Annotated in this window: 18 protein-coding genes; 2 read left to right on the top strand and 16 right to left on the bottom strand. The window is 42.7% G+C overall.

Annotated elements, in window-relative coordinates:
• Window positions 1–394: 394 nt before the first annotated feature.
• Window positions 395–1,438, top strand: coding sequence for a zinc-binding dehydrogenase (locus ODU37_RS06950; protein ID WP_249562455.1), 1,044 nt, complete (start codon window positions 395–397; stop codon window positions 1,436–1,438).
• Window positions 1,439–1,522: 84 nt separating this feature from the next.
• On the opposite strand, the gene smpB is transcribed toward ODU37_RS06950, so the two are convergent.
• The 10 genes from smpB to ybeY all read right to left on the bottom strand — a co-directional run bounded on the left by smpB (window position 1,523) and on the right by ybeY (window position 10,546).
• On the bottom strand, window positions 1,523–1,990 hold the full coding sequence (gene smpB, locus ODU37_RS06955; RefSeq protein ID WP_044763500.1) for an SsrA-binding protein SmpB: 468 nt from the start codon (window positions 1,988–1,990) through the stop codon (window positions 1,523–1,525).
• 2 nt (window positions 1,991–1,992) lie between these two features.
• Window positions 1,993–4,359: a ribonuclease R gene (rnr, locus tag ODU37_RS06960; RefSeq protein WP_249562454.1), complete on the bottom strand. Its 2,367-nt coding sequence runs from the start codon at window positions 4,357–4,359 to the stop codon at window positions 1,993–1,995.
• Between the two features lie 532 nt (window positions 4,360–4,891).
• Window positions 4,892–5,125, bottom strand: coding sequence for a preprotein translocase subunit SecG (gene secG, locus ODU37_RS06965; RefSeq protein WP_012027334.1), 234 nt, complete (start codon window positions 5,123–5,125; stop codon window positions 4,892–4,894).
• Between the two features lie 46 nt (window positions 5,126–5,171).
• Entirely contained in the window at window positions 5,172–5,321 is a 150-nt protein-coding gene (gene rpmG, locus ODU37_RS06970; RefSeq protein WP_012775228.1) for a 50S ribosomal protein L33, read from the bottom strand.
• Window positions 5,321–6,526 carry a multidrug efflux MFS transporter gene (locus ODU37_RS06975; protein ID WP_024382497.1) on the bottom strand — a complete coding sequence of 402 codons (1,206 nt, stop codon included), beginning with the start codon at window positions 6,524–6,526 and terminating at the stop codon, window positions 5,321–5,323. The genes rpmG and ODU37_RS06975 overlap by 1 nt, the downstream gene beginning before the upstream one ends.
• Complete coding sequence (gene coaE, locus ODU37_RS06980; RefSeq protein WP_398580444.1) at window positions 6,513–7,115, bottom strand: dephospho-CoA kinase; 603 nt, start codon at window positions 7,113–7,115, stop codon at window positions 6,513–6,515. Before coaE ends, ODU37_RS06975 begins: the two co-directional genes overlap by 14 nt.
• Complete coding sequence (mutM, locus tag ODU37_RS06985; RefSeq protein WP_044758651.1) at window positions 7,108–7,935, bottom strand: DNA-formamidopyrimidine glycosylase; 828 nt, start codon at window positions 7,933–7,935, stop codon at window positions 7,108–7,110. The genes coaE and mutM overlap by 8 nt, the downstream gene beginning before the upstream one ends.
• An 815-nt stretch (window positions 7,936–8,750) precedes the next feature.
• The gene (gene era / locus ODU37_RS06990) at window positions 8,751–9,650 is read right to left on the bottom strand and encodes a GTPase Era (RefSeq protein WP_002935752.1); all 900 of its coding nucleotides are present in this window, start codon (window positions 9,648–9,650) and stop codon (window positions 8,751–8,753) included.
• 16 nt (window positions 9,651–9,666) lie between these two features.
• Window positions 9,667–10,068: a diacylglycerol kinase family protein gene (locus ODU37_RS06995; protein WP_002935751.1), complete on the bottom strand. Its 402-nt coding sequence runs from the start codon at window positions 10,066–10,068 to the stop codon at window positions 9,667–9,669.
• Window positions 10,049–10,546 carry an rRNA maturation RNase YbeY gene (ybeY, locus tag ODU37_RS07000; RefSeq protein ID WP_002935749.1) on the bottom strand — a complete coding sequence of 166 codons (498 nt, stop codon included), beginning with the start codon at window positions 10,544–10,546 and terminating at the stop codon, window positions 10,049–10,051. The genes ODU37_RS06995 and ybeY overlap by 20 nt, the downstream gene beginning before the upstream one ends.
• Before the next feature lie 99 nt (window positions 10,547–10,645).
• Here ybeY and ODU37_RS07005 point away from each other — a divergent pair, with 99 nt between their 5' ends.
• Complete coding sequence (locus tag ODU37_RS07005) at window positions 10,646–11,458, top strand: MurR/RpiR family transcriptional regulator (RefSeq protein WP_249562453.1); 813 nt, start codon at window positions 10,646–10,648, stop codon at window positions 11,456–11,458.
• Window positions 11,459–11,560: 102 nt separating this feature from the next.
• On the opposite strand, the gene ODU37_RS07010 is transcribed toward ODU37_RS07005, so the two are convergent.
• From ODU37_RS07010 to ODU37_RS07035, 6 genes are all read right to left on the bottom strand, one after another.
• The gene (locus ODU37_RS07010) at window positions 11,561–13,069 is read right to left on the bottom strand and encodes a PTS transporter subunit EIIC (protein ID WP_012027342.1); all 1,509 of its coding nucleotides are present in this window, start codon (window positions 13,067–13,069) and stop codon (window positions 11,561–11,563) included.
• Window positions 13,070–13,096: 27 nt separating this feature from the next.
• Window positions 13,097–13,798, bottom strand: a complete 702-nt coding sequence (locus ODU37_RS07015; protein WP_105105591.1) for an N-acetylmannosamine-6-phosphate 2-epimerase — start codon at window positions 13,796–13,798, stop codon at window positions 13,097–13,099.
• A gap of 310 nt (window positions 13,799–14,108) precedes the next feature.
• Window positions 14,109–15,602 (bottom strand): cholesterol-dependent cytolysin suilysin, encoded by a 1,494-nt coding sequence (gene sly, locus ODU37_RS07020; RefSeq protein WP_012027344.1) that lies wholly within the window; start codon window positions 15,600–15,602, stop codon window positions 14,109–14,111.
• 589 nt (window positions 15,603–16,191) lie between these two features.
• Window positions 16,192–16,902, bottom strand: coding sequence for an HAD family hydrolase (locus tag ODU37_RS07025; protein WP_249562452.1), 711 nt, complete (start codon window positions 16,900–16,902; stop codon window positions 16,192–16,194).
• 53 nt (window positions 16,903–16,955) lie between these two features.
• Window positions 16,956–18,695, bottom strand: a complete 1,740-nt coding sequence (locus tag ODU37_RS07030; RefSeq protein WP_249562451.1) for an ABC transporter ATP-binding protein — start codon at window positions 18,693–18,695, stop codon at window positions 16,956–16,958.
• Window positions 18,692–20,422, bottom strand: a complete 1,731-nt coding sequence (locus ODU37_RS07035) for an ABC transporter ATP-binding protein (RefSeq protein ID WP_105243145.1) — start codon at window positions 20,420–20,422, stop codon at window positions 18,692–18,694. The genes ODU37_RS07030 and ODU37_RS07035 overlap by 4 nt, the downstream gene beginning before the upstream one ends.
• Window positions 20,423–21,164: the final 742 nt, after the last annotated feature.

Here is a 21,164-nt window from a genome sequence, read left to right on the forward strand (position 1 = left end):
TCACAAAGGAAATATGAATTCAAACCCATTTTTTTCTTGACTTAGAGTGAACTCCAAGGTGTATAATAAGTCTTATAGTCGTTCAGTTTATCTTTTATTACGTCAACGTATGAGGAAACTCCGTTTCTTTATCTCCAACTTCAAACACTCCACTGGATTGTTTGAACTCGCTTTGCCGTACTTTGTGTAAGTGACTTGCTTTCGCAAGCCTCATTGTCAACCTGGCACAGTCTGGTAGACTGCACAAGCTGTCTGCAACTTTTGACACGAACTTAGTTCGTTCTATATCCAACCTCTAACTGTCCCCCAGACAGTTAGAGCTAGTACTAAAAGCAAACTGAAAGACTATTTCAATCAGAAAGGATATTTACTGACAAGTAAGTGTGTGATGAATATGAAAGTAGCTATTTATGAAAAAGCCGGTAAGATGACCGTTGCAGAAATCGAAAAACCAAGCCTTCAAGCCAAAGATGATGTCATTATCAAGGTCGTGCGGGCCTGTGTCTGTGGTTCAGACCTTTGGGGCTACGGAGAAGACATTCACCATGACCATGGTGACACTAACTCTGGTCATGAAGCCATCGGGATTGTGGAGGCAGTCGGCGAGGACATTACAACCCTTGTTCCTGGTGACTTTGTGATTGTTCCATTTACACACGGTTGCGGACATTGCGATGCCTGTCGTGCTGGCTTTGACGGTACTTGTGACAACCATCCAGGTTACACCAACTGGGGCAACAACTACCAGTCTCAATATATTCGTTTCCACTACGGCAACTGGGCCTTGGTCAAAATTCCTGGTCAGCCAAGTGACTACTCAGAAGGTATGATCAAATCTCTCTTGACTCTGGCAGATGTTATGCCAACAGGCTACCATGCTGCGCGTGTTGCAAATGTCAAACCTGGTGACAAGGTTGTTGTCATCGGTGATGGTGCAGTGGGGCAATGTGCCGTTATCGCAGCAAAAATGCGGGGAGCTTCTCAGATTATCATGATGAGCCGTCATGCTGACCGTCAGCAAATGGCTTTGGAATCAGGTGCAACTGCTGTTGTGGCAGAACGTGGTGAGGAAGGCATTGCTAAAGTTCGTGAAATTCTTGGCGGTGGCGCTGATGCTGCTCTTGAATGTGTCGGTACAGAAGCCTCCATCGAACAAGCCCTCGGTGTCCTACATAACGGTGGCCGTGTTGGTTTCGTTGGCGTTCCTCATTACAACAACCACGCGCTCGGCTCAACCTTTGCTCAAAATATCATCATCGGTGGTGGATCTGCCTCCGTCACAACCTATGACAAAGAAATCCTGCTCGATGCTGTTCTCAAAGGCGACATCAACCCAGGCCGTGTCTTTACTCAGACATACAGCCTAGACAATATCGACCAAGCCTACAAAGATATGGCAAACCGCAAAACCATTAAAGCAATGGTGACGGTGGAGTAAGATAAACAATAAGTCCCAGATAGTCTCGAAACTGTCTGGGGTTCTTGTTTTACTATAATAAAAGACCAGGATTTCTCCCAGTTCTTATCGATTATTTATCGCCTTCATAGTCCGCTTAATATCGCGGTCTTGCTCACGGCGTTTAATTGACTCTCGCTTGTCGTAGTCGTGCTTCCCTTTGGCAAGCCCAATCAAGACCTTGGCAAAGCCGTCCTTGATATAGACCTTGAGGGGCACCAGGGTCATCCCTGTTCCCTTGACCTCATTGCCCAAGGACTCGATTTGCTTCTTCCGCAAGAGAAGTTTGCGGGTCCGCGTTGGCTCCTGGTTCCAGATATTGCCCTCATCGTAGGGAGCGATATGGACATTGACCAACCAAGCCTCGCCCTGCTTGATCTGGGCAAAGCCGTCCTTAAGGTTGATCCGCCCCGCACGAATAGACTTAATCTCCGTCCCCGTCAGAACCATCCCCGCCTCCACTGTATCGACAATGGTATAGTCGTGGCGGGCTTTTTTATTCTGTGCAATCACATTGCCCTCACCCTTGGCCATGCCTATCTCCTTTTCTTATTCTTTTTGGTTACTTCCTTGTAAAATGGTTTCTTTTTCTTGTCTGACTTTCCAGCCTTAGACTTGTGGTCTTTCCCAGACTTGTGACGTCCGCTGTCGCGACCAGCAGCTTCTTGTTTGTGGTGCTTGCCCCGTCCTCGCCCTGACCGATCATCACGATCGCGGTTGGAGTGACTAGCCGTTCTCCGCTTGGCTTTCAAAGCTTTTTCGACAATATCCAGCTCGGACGGCACATGGGCAAAATCGATTTCCCCTGTCATCTTGTCCGCCCGCGTTAGCTTGATACGAATTGGCTGACCGACACGGAAGACACAACCAGATTTCTCACCCTGCAAGGTCAGAGTCCGCTCGTGGAACTGGTAGTATTCGTTGAGGTTGGTGACATGGATCAGACCTTCAACTGTATTTGGCAACTCTACAAAGAGACCAAACTTGACCACGCTAGACACGACACCATCAAACTCTTTCCCGACAAATTCTTGCATGAACTCTGCCTTCTTCATGGCTTCAACTTCCCGCTCTGCCTCAATAGCACGGCGTTCTAAACTGGACGAAGACTTGGCAAGCTCTGGAATGACCTGCTCAAAATGCTCTGCTTTTTCCGCAGGATTGTGACCATATTCCCGCACCATACGGTGAACAAGTAAGTCGGGATAACGGCGGATAGGACTGGTGAAGTGGGTGTAAAACTCCGCACCCAGTCCGTAGTGGCCGTGGTTGTACTCTGAGTAACGCGCCTGCTGCATGGAACGCAGCAACATCATGTTGAGGACATCCGCATAGGGCTCATCCTTGACCCGCTCCATAAGATCCTGAAGGGCATCCTGGCTGATAGAGCTGGCCGTACCGTAAACCGTCAAGCCAAAGCTAGTCGCATAGTCGATGAACTTCTGCAACTTGTCTGACTTAGGCTCCTCGTGGATCCGATAGATGAAAGGCAGGTCAAGCTTGGCAAAATGCTCGGCAACGCACTCATTGGCAGCCAGCATGAAGGACTCAATCATCCGCTCGGCAATGCCCCGCTGGCGCAGTTGAATATCGACTGGCAGACCATCCTTGTTGACGATGATTTTAGCTTCAGCTGTATCAAAGTTGAGAGCCCCACGCTTATAGCGCATGGCTTCCAGCGTCTCATGGAGTTTGACCATGAGGTCCACACTTGGCACGATTGCCTTGTATGTAGCCAGCTTTTCCTGATTGCCCGCAATCATGTCATTGACATCGGAATAGGTCATGCGGAAGGTGGTTTTGATGACCGTCTGGCCAATCCAGTGCTTAACCACCTTTCCCTTGCGGTCAATTTCCATAATAGCCGACTGGGTCAGACGATCCACATTTGGATTAAGGGAACAAATGCCGTTTGACAGGCGTTCTGGCAGCATCGGTACCACACGGTCGGTCACATAGACAGAAGTCCCTCGCTTGACAGCTTCCTGATCCAAGGCAGAGCCTTCGGTCACATAGTAGCTGACATCAGCGATATGGACACCCAGCTCCAGATTACCATTCTTGAGCTGCTTGATATGGACCGCATCATCCAAGTCCTTGGCATCCGCACCGTCAATGGTGAAGATGATTTCATTTCGCAGGTCCAAGCGTCCTTCAAAGTCCTGTTCTGACGGACTTTCTGGCACTCGATTGGCCTCCGCCAAGACTTCATCAGGGAATTCCGACACGATGTCCATGGATTCCAAAACTTCCAAGACATCGATCCCCACATCGTCCTTGTGGCCCACCACGTCCCGAATGGTCGCAACAAAGTGGTCCCGCTTCTTGTTTGGATAGGCCTCGATATCGACTTTGAGGATTTCCGTTCCGGTCAATACCAAAGGTGATTTCTTGATGTAAATCTTCTGAGCGATTTTCTGGTTTTTAGACTTGATATAGCCTGCATACTCAGGTCTGTCTTCGTCAAAAACAATCAAGCCCACCGCTGTTTTCAGGCTATGTTCCAAAATATCAATGACTTCCGCTTCCGCAGCCGTCCCCTTGAGCCTGTCCGCCACTTTCTTGATCGCCACTTCCACTCGGTCTCCCTCGATGGCAAAATTAACATCGTCACGACTGACAAAGAGATCATCTTCCTCCTCATCAATGGTCACAAAACCAAAGCCTGACTTGTGGGCACGGAAAATGCCCTGTAAGGTCACCTTGTTTTTGGAGATTTTTGGAGCAGGAAGAGTAATCCGACCAGCATTGTCAAAGACAAGTTGACGGCTGCCTTCCATGCTAGAAACCAGCTTGACCAAGTCTGTGAAGCTCTTAGCAGAACTGGCTCCAAACTGATCTGCCAGCTGGTCCATGGTCACAGGACCAACTTCTTTAATATAGTTTATAATTTCGTTTTTCATCTTGTATTTACCAGAGTGCAGGATAAAAACCTAGCACTATTTCTCTTTCAGTCCTTTAGTTTATCTTTTATTACTGCGACGTACGAGGAAACTCCGTTTCCCTATTTCCAACTTCAAATAATTTCATCATTATTTGAACTCGCTTTGTCGTACTTCAGTACAGTCTGCAGCTCGTTGTCTAGTACTAAAAGCAAACTAAAAGACTGTATTTTGCGTTATATCCAGACGCAGTGGCTGATTGCTCCAACAATCAAATGATTGTTGGAGGTGGGAGATAGGATTTGCAAAGCAAATCTCAATAGTTCGCGTAACGCTCCGAACCATACCTATTCAACTTATGCGGGGGTGGAGTAAAATAGTCCAGTGGAGTGAAACAGTTTGGGGAACTGTTTCAGCTGGTCACCTAAAAATAAGAAAGTGACCATAAAAGCCCGAACCAATCAATGCGGAAGTGAGGGGAATTCTTTATACTTGTCAAGTTCTGGCCCACTCCCAAAAAAATAGACCAAGAACAAGTCCCAGTCTGATTTATCTACTTACTTGAAATGATAACAAGTGCCAGCGCATCCAGCATCCAAAGAAAAATAAGAATAGCTGTAATGCGTTGCATCACCGCTTCAAAACCACGGGCCTTTGTACGTTCAAATAAGGCTCCACTAGAAGAGTCAAAGACGTTGCTAGACTGGTTTTTAGCCGGTTGAATAAAAATCACTACAATCAAAATAACAGATAAAATCAACAGAATTGCTAATAATGCTTGATACATATTTTTTTCACTTTCTACAATAACTTATGACATTATACCATAAAACCTACTTAGTTTCAAGGTGGAGGGTTACTTTTCTCTCTTTTGGGCAGTATTTAAGGACTTCAATCTTATCTGGATGAGTCTTGGCGTTTTTGCTAGTCAAGTAGTTCTTACTACCACATTCTGAACATTGTAAATTGATTTTAACTCTCACTAAACATCCCTTACTTTCAAATAGTTTCTAAAATTGGTCAAAGACCAGATAAGGTTAAAGAGGACAAGTCCGCTCGACAGATAGAAAACCCAGTCATAACCCATGTGAGCAGCCACCGCAGACCCCATCATGGGACCAACAACAGAACCTAGATTATTAAAGAGTTGGTTGTAGGAAAATATCCTTGAAATCCCTTCTTTTGGGGTCAACTTGGTCAAAAGAGAATTGACCGAAGGCAACAATGCTCCTGTCCCAAAACCATACATGAATCGCAACAAACCAAGCTGGAAAGGATTTTCTGCAAAAACACAGAAAACATTAATCAACAGACTGTAAGTCAAAGCAATTAATAGAAGTCGATGATTACCAATACGATCACCAATTTTCCCTAAATAACCGGATGTCACTAGCGATGCCATACCAGGCAAGGAAATGATAAAACCAGCAACAAATAACAGATTATCTGTCTGTCCCAAATGCCGCACATAGAGGGTCAATATAGGAACAACAGCCTGAGCAGCTGCAATAATAATCATAGAAGTCACAAAAAGCCCAACCAGCATCTGCCGATCTTTCACCTGCTCAAATACCTCTTTAACCGACATTTCTTCGCCTTTTTTGATTGGAACAAAATCCTCTCGAATATAGAAAACGGTCAGTAACACAACGATAGCATAAAGAAGTCCCACCAGCAAAAATACCATATGTACACCAAACATCTCTGCTAAGATACCACCTAGGGTCGGACCAATCAAATTACCCGCTACCGCACCTGTTGATAAGGTACCCAGAGCATACCCCGTCTTATCCTTTGGAACCTGACTGGCAATCAAGGCAGTAGCATTGGGAATGTACCCTGTAAATACCCCGTTTAGGACACGTAAGGCAAGCAACCAAAAAACATTTGGTACAAAGGCCATACCACCCATAGTAAAAATCATAGCAAAAGCAGCCCGCACCATCATGGGCTTGCGACCGTAACGGTCCGCCAAACTCCCCCAAATAGGTGCCATCAAGGCTGCCGCAAGGGCATTAACAGATACCGCAAGTCCCGCATAATATTCTACCTGTCCAGGACCTACCCCCAACTCTTCCACAAAAACCGAGATAAAAGGCATAACCAAGGTAAAACTCGTCCCTGTTAGGAAATTTCCCAACCAAGCCACCTTCAAATTCTGCTTCCAATAACTACTACCGTCGTCCATCCTTTAATTCCTCCAAAAGTTGCGCAACCTGTGCTAAGGTCGCCTCAACCGCTCCGCTATTGTCAATCACCATCTGGGCTTGCGACCGTTTTTCCTCTAAAGAAAGCTGAGCAGCCAGACGATTTTCCGCATCTTGAACAGCTAAGCCATTACGTTTCATAAGCCGTTCCAACTGCTGCGCTCTATCGACATAAACCAGCCAGACTTCATCTACTTCCCCGCTATAATCCGCCTCGTAGAGCAGAGGAATATCCATGAAAATTACATCCTCAGTCTGCTTGAGGGCGTCCCTTCTGTCTAACAGCTCCTGTCTGATAATTTGGTCCTGCAGGTCAGACAGGCGAGCCCGCAATTTGCTATCCGCAAAAACAGCCTGGCCCAGCTTAGCCCTATCTAGACTGCCATCAGCTGACAGGATAGCTTCCCCAAACTCAGTAAGTAAGACCTGGTAGAGTTTACCGCCCTTGGCCTGTAATTCATGAACAACCGCATCCGCATCGATGACTGGATAGCCCTGTTCTCGCAAAAAAGCTGTAACCGTTGATTTTCCAGAGGCGATACCGCCTGTTAAACCAATAACTTTAGCCATGTTTCACCTGACACGTGGGACAGAAATGTGTCCCACGACCGCCCAGCTGGATTTTGACAATCTCCGTCTGGCAACGGGGACAAGCCTGTCCTGTCTTTCCATAAACTTGTAAATAATCCTGCATAGTCCCGTCCATGCCCAAGGCATTTTTGTAGGTCCGAATGGTTGAGCCTCCTTTTTCGATACCCAGTTGCAGAACTTCTATGGTAGCTTGACGGAGGTCTGCCACCTGCTCAGCCGATAGCTGATTACTTGCTTGAGCAGGATGAACTTGTGCCTTGAACAAGACCTCATCGACATAAATATTGCCCAAACCAGCCACCAAAGACTGGTCCAAAAGATAAGCTTTTATAGGCTTTTTCGACTTAGCTAACTTATTGGCAAATTCTTCTAAGTCAAAATCTTCCTCCGTCGGCTCAGGTCCAATTTTTCGACTGATAAAATAGGCATCCACATCCGCCTTGCCCAGCAGTTCCATTGTGCCAAACTTGCGGACATCTTGATAAACCAAGCTTGAGCCGTCCGTGAAGGTGAAAAAGGCATGGAAGTGCTTGTTGGCTGGCACCTGGTCAGGAAAGAAATTGTACTTGCCTTCCATTCGCAAGTGGGAAATGAGGACATGGCCTGTCAGGTAAATCAAGAGATACTTGCCACGCCGATCCACATCTAAAATCTCCTGACCAATCAAGTCCTGATAGAAGGCATCTACACCAGTCTTAATCATAGGAGCATAGGACACCTCGACCTTTTCGATGACCTTTCCCCTGACCAACCGATTCAAACCACGACGAACCGTCTCAACCTCAGGCAATTCGGGCAATGTACGATACCAAGAGCGTAAAAAGCGACTGAAAATTAGGAGAGCGACGCTGTGTGACTTGCACACAAGGAGCTCTATCTATTTTCCGAGCTTTTAGCTCGGGTTCAAGTACGCTAACACTCGTCCTTTCTAACAAAATTACAAAGCAAATAGAAACCTGACCGACGGTGCTTCGGCACCTAGGTCACGGTTGTCTTTTTTCAAAGAGTCGTAGGCGAGTTCAATTACAACACCTAATCGGCTTTCCTTTCTTGTTTACTAAAAAGATTTTTCCATAACGCAGTAAAAGCCTTTCGGCTTTTCTGCTAACTATTTCTAAGTGATTGACTTAGACAGCCTATCCCCAGGCTATCCCGCCTTCCAATTTCTAAGCTCAGGTTTTCAAATGGTCACTTTCACATTCCTATGTGACCTGCTGAAACAGTCTATTCCCAGACTGCTTCGCTCCCCCGAACCTTCCTCGCTCTCTAGTTTTCAAGCTCGGGTTCAACTCGCCAAAGTTGAGTGCTTTGAAAAGCTACTCAACTTACGGCATCTCAAGCCCTATGCCACTTCTCAGAGTTCGTGTCAACATCTCAGCGCAGTGGTTGATTGGCAAATTCGTTCGTATTTCACACTCCAAATCTGACCTAATCAACTGTGCGGGGGTGAGAAGACGAACTCTTTTTTGACCATTTGAGTTCTTTCTCACTCCCTAGGCGACTTACTAGTTTCTCACATCATTCTAGAATGATGTGAGAAACGTCGAACACGTCCCCCAAACTTCCTCGCTCTCCAATTTCTAGGCTCGGGTTAATAAGGTTCCCCGAACCTTATTAATACTCTTTCTCATTATAGCCAAAATCGGCGAGGTCGAGTTTTTTGTCTCGCCAGTTTTTCTTGACTTTGACCCAGGTTTCGAGGAAGACTTTGTCGCCCAACATCAATTCAATATCACGACGAGCCATGGAGCCGATTTTCTTGAGCATGGCTCCTTGCTTGCCGATGATGATGCCTTTCTGGCTATCACGCTCAACCATAATCGTCGCTCGGATGTGGACCTTGTCGGTAAATTCATCACGTTTCATGGACTCTATGACGACTGCCACAGAGTGCGGAATTTCCTCACGGGTCAGGTGTAGAACCTTCTCTCGAATCATCTCAGACACCAAGAAACGTTCTGGGTGGTCAGTGATTTGGTCCGCAGGGAAATATTGGAAGCCTTCGTCTAGGTTTTCCTTGAGAATTTCCATGAGGCGGTTTACATTGTTCCCTTGGGTAGCAGAAATTGGCACAATTTCCTTGAAGTCCATCTGTTGACGAAAATCATCAATCTGTTCCAAAAGCTGGTCTGGATGAACCTTGTCTATCTTGTTAACAACGAGAATAACTGGAACCTTGGCCTGCTTGAGCCGTTCCATAATCATGTCATCACCCTTGCCTCGTTTTTCATCGGCTGGCACCATAAAGAGGACCGTGTCCACTTCACGAAGGGTGCTATAGGCAGATTCCACCATAAAGTCACCCAAAGCCGTCTTTGGCTTGTGAATTCCTGGTGTGTCAATGAAGACAATCTGCTCTTCTTCTGTCGTATAAATGCCCATAATCTTGTTACGGGTTGTTTGAGCCTTGTCACTCATGATGGCAATTTTTTGCCCCATTACATAGTTGAGAAAGGTTGATTTCCCAACGTTTGGACGACCTAAAATCGCCACAAAACCTGACTTAAATGTCATGTATTCTCCTTATATTCTAAAAAATAAAGTCCCAAATTTTCGGCACAAAGATAATCAATCCTGTCAACAAGGCAAATCCTGACACAAACAAGACTGCCCCTGCTGCCATATCTTTTGCATTCTTTGCCAACATAGAAAAATGATAGTCTGACGCCAAATCCACCACATTCTCAATAGCCGAGTTCACAATTTCAAAAGCGATAACCAGACTAATACTGAGCAAGAGGAAGAGCCATTCTGTCACAGATACTTGGAAAATAAGTCCCGCAAGCACTACAAGAATAGCTGAAGCAAGGTGCTTCTTCATATTGCGTTCTTCCTTGAAAGCTGTCAACAAACCTGTTACTGCAAATTCTAGACTAGCAATCAATTCTCGGTTTTTCCAGCGATTTTTTGAATTATTCTCTTGTAAGTCCATAGGCCGTCAAAATTTCTTCTTGTAAACCAAACATTTCTGCTTCTTCTTCTGGCGTATAATGATCATAGCCATTGATATGCAGAAAACCGTGTACAGCTAAAAAGCCCATTTCGCGCTCATAGCTATGACCATAATCTTCAGCTTGCTCACGCGCCTTATCGATAGAAATATACAATTCACCAATATAGGCATCGAAATCTTCCATCATTTCAGCCAATTCAGGATTGTCCAGTAAGTCTTCCTCATCAAAAACAATCTCCGACTCTGGCTTATATTCTAGGCTGACAACATCTGTCGGACGGTCAATCCCTCGGTACTCCAAGTTAACCTCATGGACACGCTTATTGTCCACAAAAGTCACAGCCATTTCCTTATTCTGCTTGCCAATTTTTTCGGCAGCAAACTGGAGCAATTCCGTAATCTGCTCCTGCATTTGAGCAGAAACTTGCCCTGTTTCATCAATCATTTCAATATACATAATCTTACATTCCTTTTACGTTTCCATTATATCATAAAACCTATCAATGAGGGGTTTTTAGTGGTATAATGTCCTCAGAAGCTATCAGAGGAATGGAAAATGTTACAAACACCGAAACACATCACTGCCATCATTGAGTCTCATCTGGATCAAATGACTAGACTTGAAAAGCAGATTGCCTGTTATTTTACTCAGTTAGACCCATCTAGCGCCGATCTTAGCCAAGAAAACACTATACAGCAACTCCACATTTCTCCATCTGCTCTTACCCGTTTTGCCAAAAAATGTGGATTTTCTGGCTACAGGGAATTTGTTTTCGCTTTTCAAAATAACCAGCAGTATTTGGATAAACATTTTGAAAAATTACAGCGGAGCCTAACAAAAAAAGTCTTGGTAGACTATGAGGAAATCCTAACTGCTACCAATAAACTCGTTGATGAAGAAAAATTGGAAGAAATTGCCAAACTGATTGACAGTAGCAAGCGTGTCTATTTCTACGGAATCGGCAGTTCTGGTTTGGTTGCAATGGAAATTAAATCCCGCTTTATGCGACTGGGTGTAGTCTGTGATGCAATTACTGATAAAAACAATCTTATTTGGACAACTACTATTTTAGACCCTAGTTGCCTGGTTATCGGCCTTTCTCTGTCTGGTCAGACAGAAGAGGTCATGGAGCATCTCCAGCTGGCTGCTCAAAAGGGGATTCCTACCGCCCTGTTAACAACTAGGAGTTTTCTCCATCCAACTTTTGACCAAATCATTCCAGTCGCCTCTGTCCACCACCTCAATTACGGCAATCGTATCTCACCCCAAATCCCCCTGCTCATCATGCTAGATATTATCTACGCCTATTTTTTAGCTATTGACAAGGAGAAAAAAGAGAATATTTTCAAGCAAACCATTAGAGAATAATTCATCCGTCTTGCTATTTCATAACAATCTTAATAAAACAAAAAGCATTCAAAATACCCGATAGGTACAGTTTGAATGCTTTTAATTCGCTTAAATATAACCCTATTCTTCCAGACCAAGAATTTGATTGATTTCTTGGCTATACAGAATAGCCTTACCTCCGAAAATAGCCTGTATTCCTCCTTTTACATCCAAAACAGCCGTTGCACCTATAGACTGAATAACTCCCTTATCCACAAGACCACTATTTCTGAGCGATACTCTTAATCGAGTTGCACAGGCAGTCACATTCTCAATATTATCTGCTCCACCAAGAGCATCGATGATAGCAATTGCATTATCACGAAGACTAGAACCGTTTGATAAAACTTTTTCAGAATGTGATGCTTGGTCACTGCTTTCCATACCAGGAACTAGCACGTGAAATTTGGTTACTAAAAATTTGAAAACCAGATAATAAACTGCTGCCCAAAGCAAGCCAACAGGAATCACGTAAATCCAATTGGTTTTGTCATTTCCTTGGAAAACACCAAAAATCAAGTAATCAATAAGCCCACCAGAAAATGAGTTCCCAATACGAATTTGCAGGAGATCTGCGACTAAGAATGATAGTCCATCTAAAAATGCGTGAACAACATATAGCCATGGAGCAACAAACAAGAAAGAAAATTCGATTGGCTCGGTAATTCCTGTCAATAGGGAAGTTAATGCACTACTTGAATAAAAACTGCCAACCTTCTTACGATTTTCCTTAGGAATTGCGTGATACATAGCCAAACAAGATGCTGGTAGACCAAAAATCATCGTTGCAAATCGACCAGCAAAAAATCGAGTTCCATAAGTAAATAAGCCTGTGTGATTCGCATCTGCTAATTGAGCAAAGAAAATATTTTGCGCACCTTGGATTGTCTCACCTGCTACCACTTCACTTCCACCTAATGAAGTATACCAAAACATTGGATAGATGGTATGGTGCAAGCCAAATGCACCTGTCAAACGTAATCCAAAACCATATAAGAAAGTTCCAAAACTTCCCATCTCTGCTATTGCCTTACCAAAATCAACTAACAAATTCTGAATCGGTGGCCAAATTATATAAAAAATGGAACCAATCGCAATTGCTGCAAATGATGAAATAATTGGAATAAAGCGAGAGCCTCCGAAGAAACCAAGAAAGGCTGGTAATTCAATTTTTCGGTATTTGTTGTGTAAAGTTGCAACAGTGATACCAATCGCTAAAGCGCCCAAAACTCCAGTATCAATGCTTGCTCCCTTATCTGCAAAAAGAGTTAAAAATCCACTAATAGTAGCCGTATAAACCAAGTATGCAACCCCAGCAGATAGGCCAGCAGTCCCCTTATCAGCATCTGCCAAACCTACAGCAACACCAATTGCAAAAATCAACGCTAAATTCGCAAATACCGCACTACCTGCCGTACTCATGATAGTGAATACAGCTTGCAACCACGCTTGATCCAATACAGGAAATTGTGCTACAGCGTTACTATTTGATAAGGCGCCTCCAATTCCCAGTAAGAGACCAGCAACAGGCAAAATTGAGATTGGCAGCATAAAGGCCTGCCCTAGCTGAGAAAACTTCTTAAAATTCATACTCCATTCCTTTCTATAACCTATTTATTATTTATGTAAAGCACTAATAAACCGCTCTGCGATTTCCTTTGGACGTGTGATCGCACCGCCTACAACAATTCCTGCCACACCTAAATCATGAATAATTTTTACTTGGTCAGGATAGTGTATTTTTCCTTCCGCTATCACATCGATACCTGCTCTGCATAAGCGGTCAACCAATTCAATATCCGGTCCCTCCTCCTGCCTACTATAGGATGTATACCCCGAAAGTGTTGTCCCAACAAAATCGATGCCTGCTTCATAAGCAGTTAATCCTTCCTCAAAGGTTGAAATATCTGCCATAAAAAGTTGCTCGGGGTATTTTTCCTTGATTTGATTAATGAAATCAACAATATCGAGTCCGTCATAACGCTCACGCTTGGTACAATCAAGAGCAATGACCTCAATATCTAGAGCTGCTAGCTCGTCTACTTCTCGCATCGTAGCCGTAATAAAGGGTTCTTGTGGAGGATAATCTCGCTTGATAATTCCGATAATTGGCAAAGTAGTTACTTCTTTTATCTCCTTAATATCTCGTACACTATTGGCCCGAATACCGACAGCCCCTGCTTCTTGGGCAGCCTTGACTAGTAAAGGCATAATACCGCCTTCTTCCCTATACAGGGGTTCGCCTGGTAAAGCCTGACAGGAAATAATAATACCGTCCTTAATTTGTTGCTTTAAATCTGTCTTACTAATAGTCCCCATTGTGTCATTCCTTTCTGCTCCATACTAGAGGTAGCGCTTACATTTTTTATTATATAGTATATTATTATTTTTTCAATAACCTCTTTTTATTTAGAATGTAATTTCGATTTTTGTAGAAATACAAAAAATCCTGAAAATAGTTTCAGAACGAGTTCTCATACCTAAAAGTAGTTTTTAGGAAAATATAAAAGATTCTACCCAAAATTTGAATAGAATCCTTATTTTAATACCATTTTCTTGTGATAAGTTTCTGACGAATAGTGTTTAGCTCCTAGCCTCTGTGGCTAAGAGAGTATAATACATTGCCAGATTACTCTATCACCTCATCCGCATACTGTGGGTATAACGTTGTTCCCCAGATGGTTATTTTACGTTGACCAACAAGTGGTAAATCTTTGTCATAAACTGTTCTCCACCACTCCCATGCTAATCCTGTACATTCTTGAATATTGACATGAAGATTGCGAGCATTTCCTGGAATTTGAATGGTTTCACTCCAGTGTGAGGTCAGATTTACACCATTCTTATCCCAAGCTTTTGGTTCCCAAACTTCTTCTCCAGCTTCATTGTAAGATACTTCTTCCCAAGTAATGTTGTATTTCGCAACATAAGCACCTGAATGATCCAATGTCAATGCACTGCTATTATGGACTGTTGAAGTTGTTTCTATGTACTCTGAATTGCTCAAAATCTGAGCAGGTCTATTGTCTTTGACAAAGTTGGTTGAATACGAAATCGGAACACCTGGATTGAGTTTTCCGTATCTTGCACCTTCTTCAATAATCTTCTTCAGTGTTTCAATATTTCCGCTCACAACAGTAGCTGCGCTACCTGCATCCCCACCAAAAATATAAGCAGAGAATGAAGTATTTTTCAGAATGTCTTGATACTCAGCATTGCCACTAATATCAACGCCTTTGATGGCTGCTTTAAATGCGGCTTGAACTTGGGTACTCCTACTGCTAGTTTCTAACTTGATGAACATAGAGCGTCCATAAGAAACGCTGGAAACATAAACAGGAGGTACCTCATCTGTTATCCCATTTCGTTTCAAATCTTCTACAGTTGTCCCTTCTGCAAAAAGCTTGCTTGGAGATTCTGGTTCATCAACACTAACTGTATAATAAATTTGTTTAAAGTTAACAATCTGAACCTGTTTTTCACCCGAATTCACGGCATCAAAATTGATATCTAATGGTACTGCAATTTTTTCAAAAGAGGTTCCGAACTTCGTTTTTAATTGTGACATACTGTATGCCATTGTTTCATCATATTGAAGCTCTGCTTGGGTATTGCCATACTCTCCAGCATACGTATTATTCCATTTAGACAGAAGGTTATTCACCCCTGTTCGAACAGTACTTCTTGTTGGAGAATTTACAACAGTGTGGCTATCCCCATTGGCCAAACCAGGTAAATTCAAACTAAGCGTCAGATCTCCCCGCGCAATACTGATAAGCGTTGGATTATTATCCAGAAGATTTTGGTCAGCACGCAATAAAGCACCTGGATAAATATTTGCAGCCTTAGCATCAATAACAGCAATATCTGCACTATTGTTCGTAATATTTTTCTTTTCTCTGCGAAGTACCACAAAACGTCCGTTTTCTAACATACCAGTTGTTGCTGGCGGATTATCAATGTATTCTCCCTCATTTGTAAGAATCTCTTGTGGCTCGTAAGTCAAGCTTTGAAAATACTGATTAATATCTTGTTTGGAATCTGCAAGAACACTCAATGGTGTGACCCCTACGAGTGCCAAACTGACTATTGAGCTTAAAATCAAGTGCGAACTTTTTCTCATAAGTTTTATCCTTTCATGTTTTCACTAATGAAATGAATAGACATAAAAAATGGTATTAAAAAAACAAACGTTTGCGAGTTCATTCTGCACCTTTTTAGATAAGTTGTCAAGACTCCTTGAGATGAAAAACAGACAAAAAACAGATTACGCCCCTCTATTTGTTGTTTTTCCAACAATTTCCGGAACATTTCTGTAAACAACCTATTCATTTTCTGTTTTTTCTGAATTTCTGTCAGTTTTTTATACACATTATCACTTATAAATATTTGCAATGATAACTAGATATTATAGTCGTTTAGTTCGCTTTTAGTACAAGGCAACGAGCTGCAGGTTGCTAGAACAGCCTAGAGGCTGTTCTAGGTTGGAAATAAGACATGCGAAGCAAGTCACTTTCGTGGAGTACGGCAAAGCGAGTTCAAACAATCCAGTGGAGTGTTTGAAGTAGGAAATAAGAAAACGGAGTTTCCTCTTGCGTCGAAGTAATTAAAGATAAACTAAATGACTATACCTCCTCTTTTTGAACACAAAAACTCCCCCGACTAGCTTCTAATCCTATTAAAAACTTGTTAGGAGAGTTATTCCATTTTATTTATCCAATCGGCTTTATGATGTTTTTGATAAGGGAATCCAGATTGAACCATTCGTCAATCATATAATCTGCCTGAAAGGAACTTTCTGGCTCTGACCGTTTTCTGTGATTAAACCAGACCGCTTGCCAACCAGCTGTTTTTGCCCCGATGATGTCATTTTCAAAGGAATCTCCCAGATAAACGATGTCGCTCGCAGGCAATTCTAAACGTTCCTCCAGCAATTTGAAAATCTTTGGATTTGGCTTAGTCACACCGACCTGACCAGAAATGATAATGTGGTCAGACTCAATCCATTGACCCAACTGCATGGTACGAATTTTACGCAGTTGATGCCGGTGGGGACCATTGGTGATAATACCCAAAGCAATACCATTTGATTGGCAATAAGCAAAAATCTCTGGAAAAATCGGACTCAATTCCAATTGCCCTTGAAAATAATCATAATCTATTTGAATAGCTAAGGCTGTTGCATCAGACACCTGATACCCAAAATCTGCCAAAGCATGTTTCATCCGATAAATATGACTGTCTTTCAGACTCATCTTTCCAATTGCTGTCGCTTCAAATACTTCATCCGCATATCTGCGAAAGGAAAGGTAGAGTGGTTCAATTTGCTCCCTTGCTACTTCAATGTGTCTTTCCAAAGCACGTTCAAACGGTTGAATCTGATTATAAAGCGTATCATCTACATCAAAAATTAAGGCTTTCATGAGTCAATTATAGCAAAAAATTCCAGCCAAAGCTTGGAATTTTTAACTGCTTATTACACCTTTGCTTGAATCTCATGCATTTGAGCATATACTCCTCCACTCGCAACCAATTCTTCATGCTTCCCATGTTCAATAATTCGACCTTGATCTAAGACAAGAATCTGGTCTGCATTTTGAATGGTAGAAAGTCGGTGAGCAATAATAAAGGTTGTCCGACCTTCTTTCACCACTTCCATGGCATGTTGGATAATTTCTTCCGTCTCCGTATCAATATGAGAAGTTGCTTCATCCAATATCAGAATTTTAGGATCAGAGTAGAGTGTCCGCGCAAAGGCTATCAACTGACGTTCCCCACTTGAAAAGGCCGCCCCCTTCTCAACAACCGGTTCATCAATCCCTTTCTCTAAGCGAGATAGCATAGGCCCTGCACCAACTTTTTCTAGCGCCTGCATGATTCTTATTCTATCTGCTTCCTCTTCATTCATGGAAACATTGCTGGCAATCGTCCCTGTAAAGAGATAGGGATCTTGCAAAACAATCCCCATGTGACTGCGCAGGCTTTCACGAGAATAATCACGGATGTTTTTCCCATCAATCAGTACACATCCCTCCTGTGGATCATAGAAACGATAGAGGAGGTTCATAATAGAAGACTTACCAGACCCAGTATGCCCAACCAGAGCAACTGTTTCTCCTTTTTCTGCCCGAATGGTAATATCTTTCAAAACTGGTCTGTTTTCTTCATAGCTAAAGTTCACGTGTTCAAACACGACTTGCCCTTGTTCAACTTCCAAAATACGATCACAGTCGTCCTCCACCTCTTCTTCTAGAAGGGCCATTAGACGCTTACCTGTTTCAAACGAGCGAAGCATATTTGGGAACTGTTGAACCAGCGCTCCCAAAGCAATGAAGACTCCTTCGATATAGTTGACATAAACAAAGAGTTTCCCAGCTGTAACTCCATCCTGTCCCGCAAGAAATTGATAGCCGACTACAGTTAAAATCGCAGCAATGACCAAATTTTGCAGAAAACCACTCAGATTCCACGTGGCAAGAGACTGGGCCCAGATAATCTTATTATCTGCCCGACGCATCTTGTCAGCAGTCACTTCAAATTCTTTCATGATGCGCTCTTCTTGTCCAAAAAGTTGAATCAAACTTGCACCATTCATGGTCTCATTCACCTGCGTATTGACGTCACTCCTTGCATCATAAAAATCCTTCATCGGCTTGTCTGTCATTTTCTTGTAAGCAAATTGAATACCGATATAGAGTGGTATCAAGAGTAACATCAGCCAACCAAGACTCCTATTCATGTAAAATAGGACACCGTATGTAAAGAGCAAACGAACAATATTGTTAAAGGCATTAACTAAGGTCCCATAAAATTGTGTCCGCAGAGTTTCTGTATCATTGACAATTCTAGTCGCAATTTTTCCAGCGGGCTTATCATCAAAATAAGAAATAGGCAACCGTTGCATAACATCGTAGGCTTGATTACGTAGATTTTCAGCAATACGATTGGCACAATGCATGAGTAAACGCATAGATAGGTAGAAGCCAATAGCTCCCTGAATAATCATTACCATGTATTGAGCTGACTGGTTTAAGAAAACAGCTTCATCAAAGGGCAAACCCTTGCTCAAATCCGTAATCGGCCCATCAATCGCCTGCTGAATCAGCAGAGGAGCCAATCGAACCATGGTCGAAGCCAATAGATAGAAGCCGACAGCTACTATAAATAGCCACTTAACACGACCGATTTGTTTTAATAAAAAACCTAAAATAGTCATTGCTCTCCTCCTTCCTGGCTTTGTTGTCGTTGGTATTGTTCATAGTACCAACCTCTTTGGGCAAGCAAATCAGCTGGACGCCCTTCCTCAACGATACGCCCCTCATCCAAGACTAGTACCCAATCTGCATGGTTGACAGCAGATAGACGATGGGTCACGATGACATTGGTTTTGCCTGCACGTTCTTTTTGAATATTTTGGATAATCTGGCGTTCTGTCCGAGCATCCACTGCCGACAAAGAATCATCTAGAATTAGCAAATTTGGCTCTCGCAGGAAAGCACGGGCAATGGAAATCCGTTGTTTCTGACCGCCAGAAATAGACACACCACGCTCACCAATCATGGTATCAAGACCATCACTCATCCGTTTTAAATCTTGACTAAAAGCTGCTGTGGCAATGGCTTGTTCAATCTCCTCAGAGCTACTAGCTACTTTCCCTAGGGCAATATTTTCTCCAACAGACCTTGAAAACAAAATGTGTTCTTGTGGAACATAGCCAATTTTTTCCTCTATACTAGAACGTTTAAAGTCTAAAACAGATTGATGATTGATGAAAAAATTTCCCTGACCAATCGGATACTGGCGTAAGAATTGGCGAACCAAGGTCGTTTTTCCCGAACCAGTTTTCCCAACGATACCTACAGTTTGCCCTGCTTTCAGTGTCCAATTGATGTCCTGTAGGCTGGCTCTTTCCGCCTGTGGATAACTAAAGCTATAATTTTTGAAGGAAATACTATCCAGCTCTGCAATTTCCTTAGAACCATCAGCCTCCAAATCATCACCCGTCTCAATCAGCTCTTGCAGTTTTTCAAAAGATGTCTTACCAGTCTGATAAACAAGGATGAAATCTGCTAGTGTCCAAAACGGCTCTAAAAGCGAACCGACATACAATTGAAGGGCAATTACTTGTCCCAAGGTCAGTTGCCCTGCTTTCACGGTTTGTGCCCCCATGAGAAGTACGAAAATAGTAGACAATCCCAAACAGACTGTGGCTAATGGATTATACAATGATTGCAAGGAAGTGATGCGATCCCCACCCTGAGCCAATTGTTTGGTACGAGCTTGAAATTGAGCCTTTTGATTTGCTTTTTTACTATAAGCCCGAGTCACTCGAATGCCTTCGATGACCTCCAAAACTTCATTATTGAGCTGGGCTACAGCTTCTCTATTGGCATCAATCGCCTTATCTTGTTTTCTCCCGATAAAAAATATACATAGTGTCATGAACAGCATCGGTAGTAAAGCTACTAGCGAAATTTTCCAATCAATAAAGAACATCGTGGGAATGATAAAAGCCAACATACCGCCTGCATAGACGACAATCATAAGACCGTAACCCACCATCTCCATCAGGCCATCCACATCCGTTGAAAAACGAGTCATGACATCTCCTGAGCGAAATTTTTCATAAAATGGAGTCCGCATGGTCACTAATTTTTTAAAGGCACGTTGCTGCATATCAAACTTGAAATTGACAGAGGCCTGAAATAATTTCAGATGCCAAATGAATGCTGTTGCATAGTTCAGCACTGTTACCAATAACAATAAGGTCATCTCCTGAACCAATATGGCCTGTGTTAATTCATTCTTGGTCAGTATATCGACCATCCGCTGTATGATTTGCGTTGGTAGCAAAAGTGTGGCGTCATAAATAATCAAGGTCACAGCAACCAATAGATAGAGCCACTTATGACGCTTGATATAGTCAAAAATTAATCGAAACATATATCTCCTTTACAAATCTATAACCTATCATTTGCCACTTTATTCAATCAGCAACAATTGATAGACGTTATACTCAATGAAAATCAAAAGTAGCCTAGAAAACGATGTCGAAGATAGAACTGGAGTTCATCAAGGCAAGTTGACAACGGATAATTTTGATTTTCGAAGAGTATTACCTTTCTAAGCGCACAAAAAAGCCTAGGGAAGCATCTCACTCCACCTAGGCTTGCGTAAGTCCACAAAAATAGACCGAGCCTTGAACATAGTCGACAATTTTTATCACACCATGACCACAGTGCTTGATTGTCTCAATGATTCAAAATATAGCCCACGAAAAACGACAAAAGTTCATCAATGAGCTTTGTTTTCCTGCTTAGAAAGGAGCGTATGATAAAAAATAGCTTGCTGAATGACAAGTTGCTTGTTCATTTGTTTTACTCCTTTCATATTTCTAAGCCCTATTCTACCATAATAAACATTCATGTCAAGGGATTTTTTTAAAAAAACAGCCTGAATAGGCCCAATGTCATTAAGTTAAGCATTTAAGTAGCTAAAGAAACTATTCCCGTCTGAGCAGTTCATGACAAAACGGGAATAGTTTTTGTATTTAGGGCACACAAAAAGGAGGTTTTTTAACCCTATTTTTCAACTATTATGTTACTCTATAAGTGAAGCTTACAGGTACCTTGCTTTTTATCTTTCTTTGGAACGTTCGATTGGGTCGGATGATGGATAAATGTTT

The organism is Streptococcus sp. 2021WUSS109, from assembly GCF_044427305.1.
GTDB classification, from domain to species: domain Bacteria; phylum Bacillota; class Bacilli; order Lactobacillales; family Streptococcaceae; genus Streptococcus; species Streptococcus suis.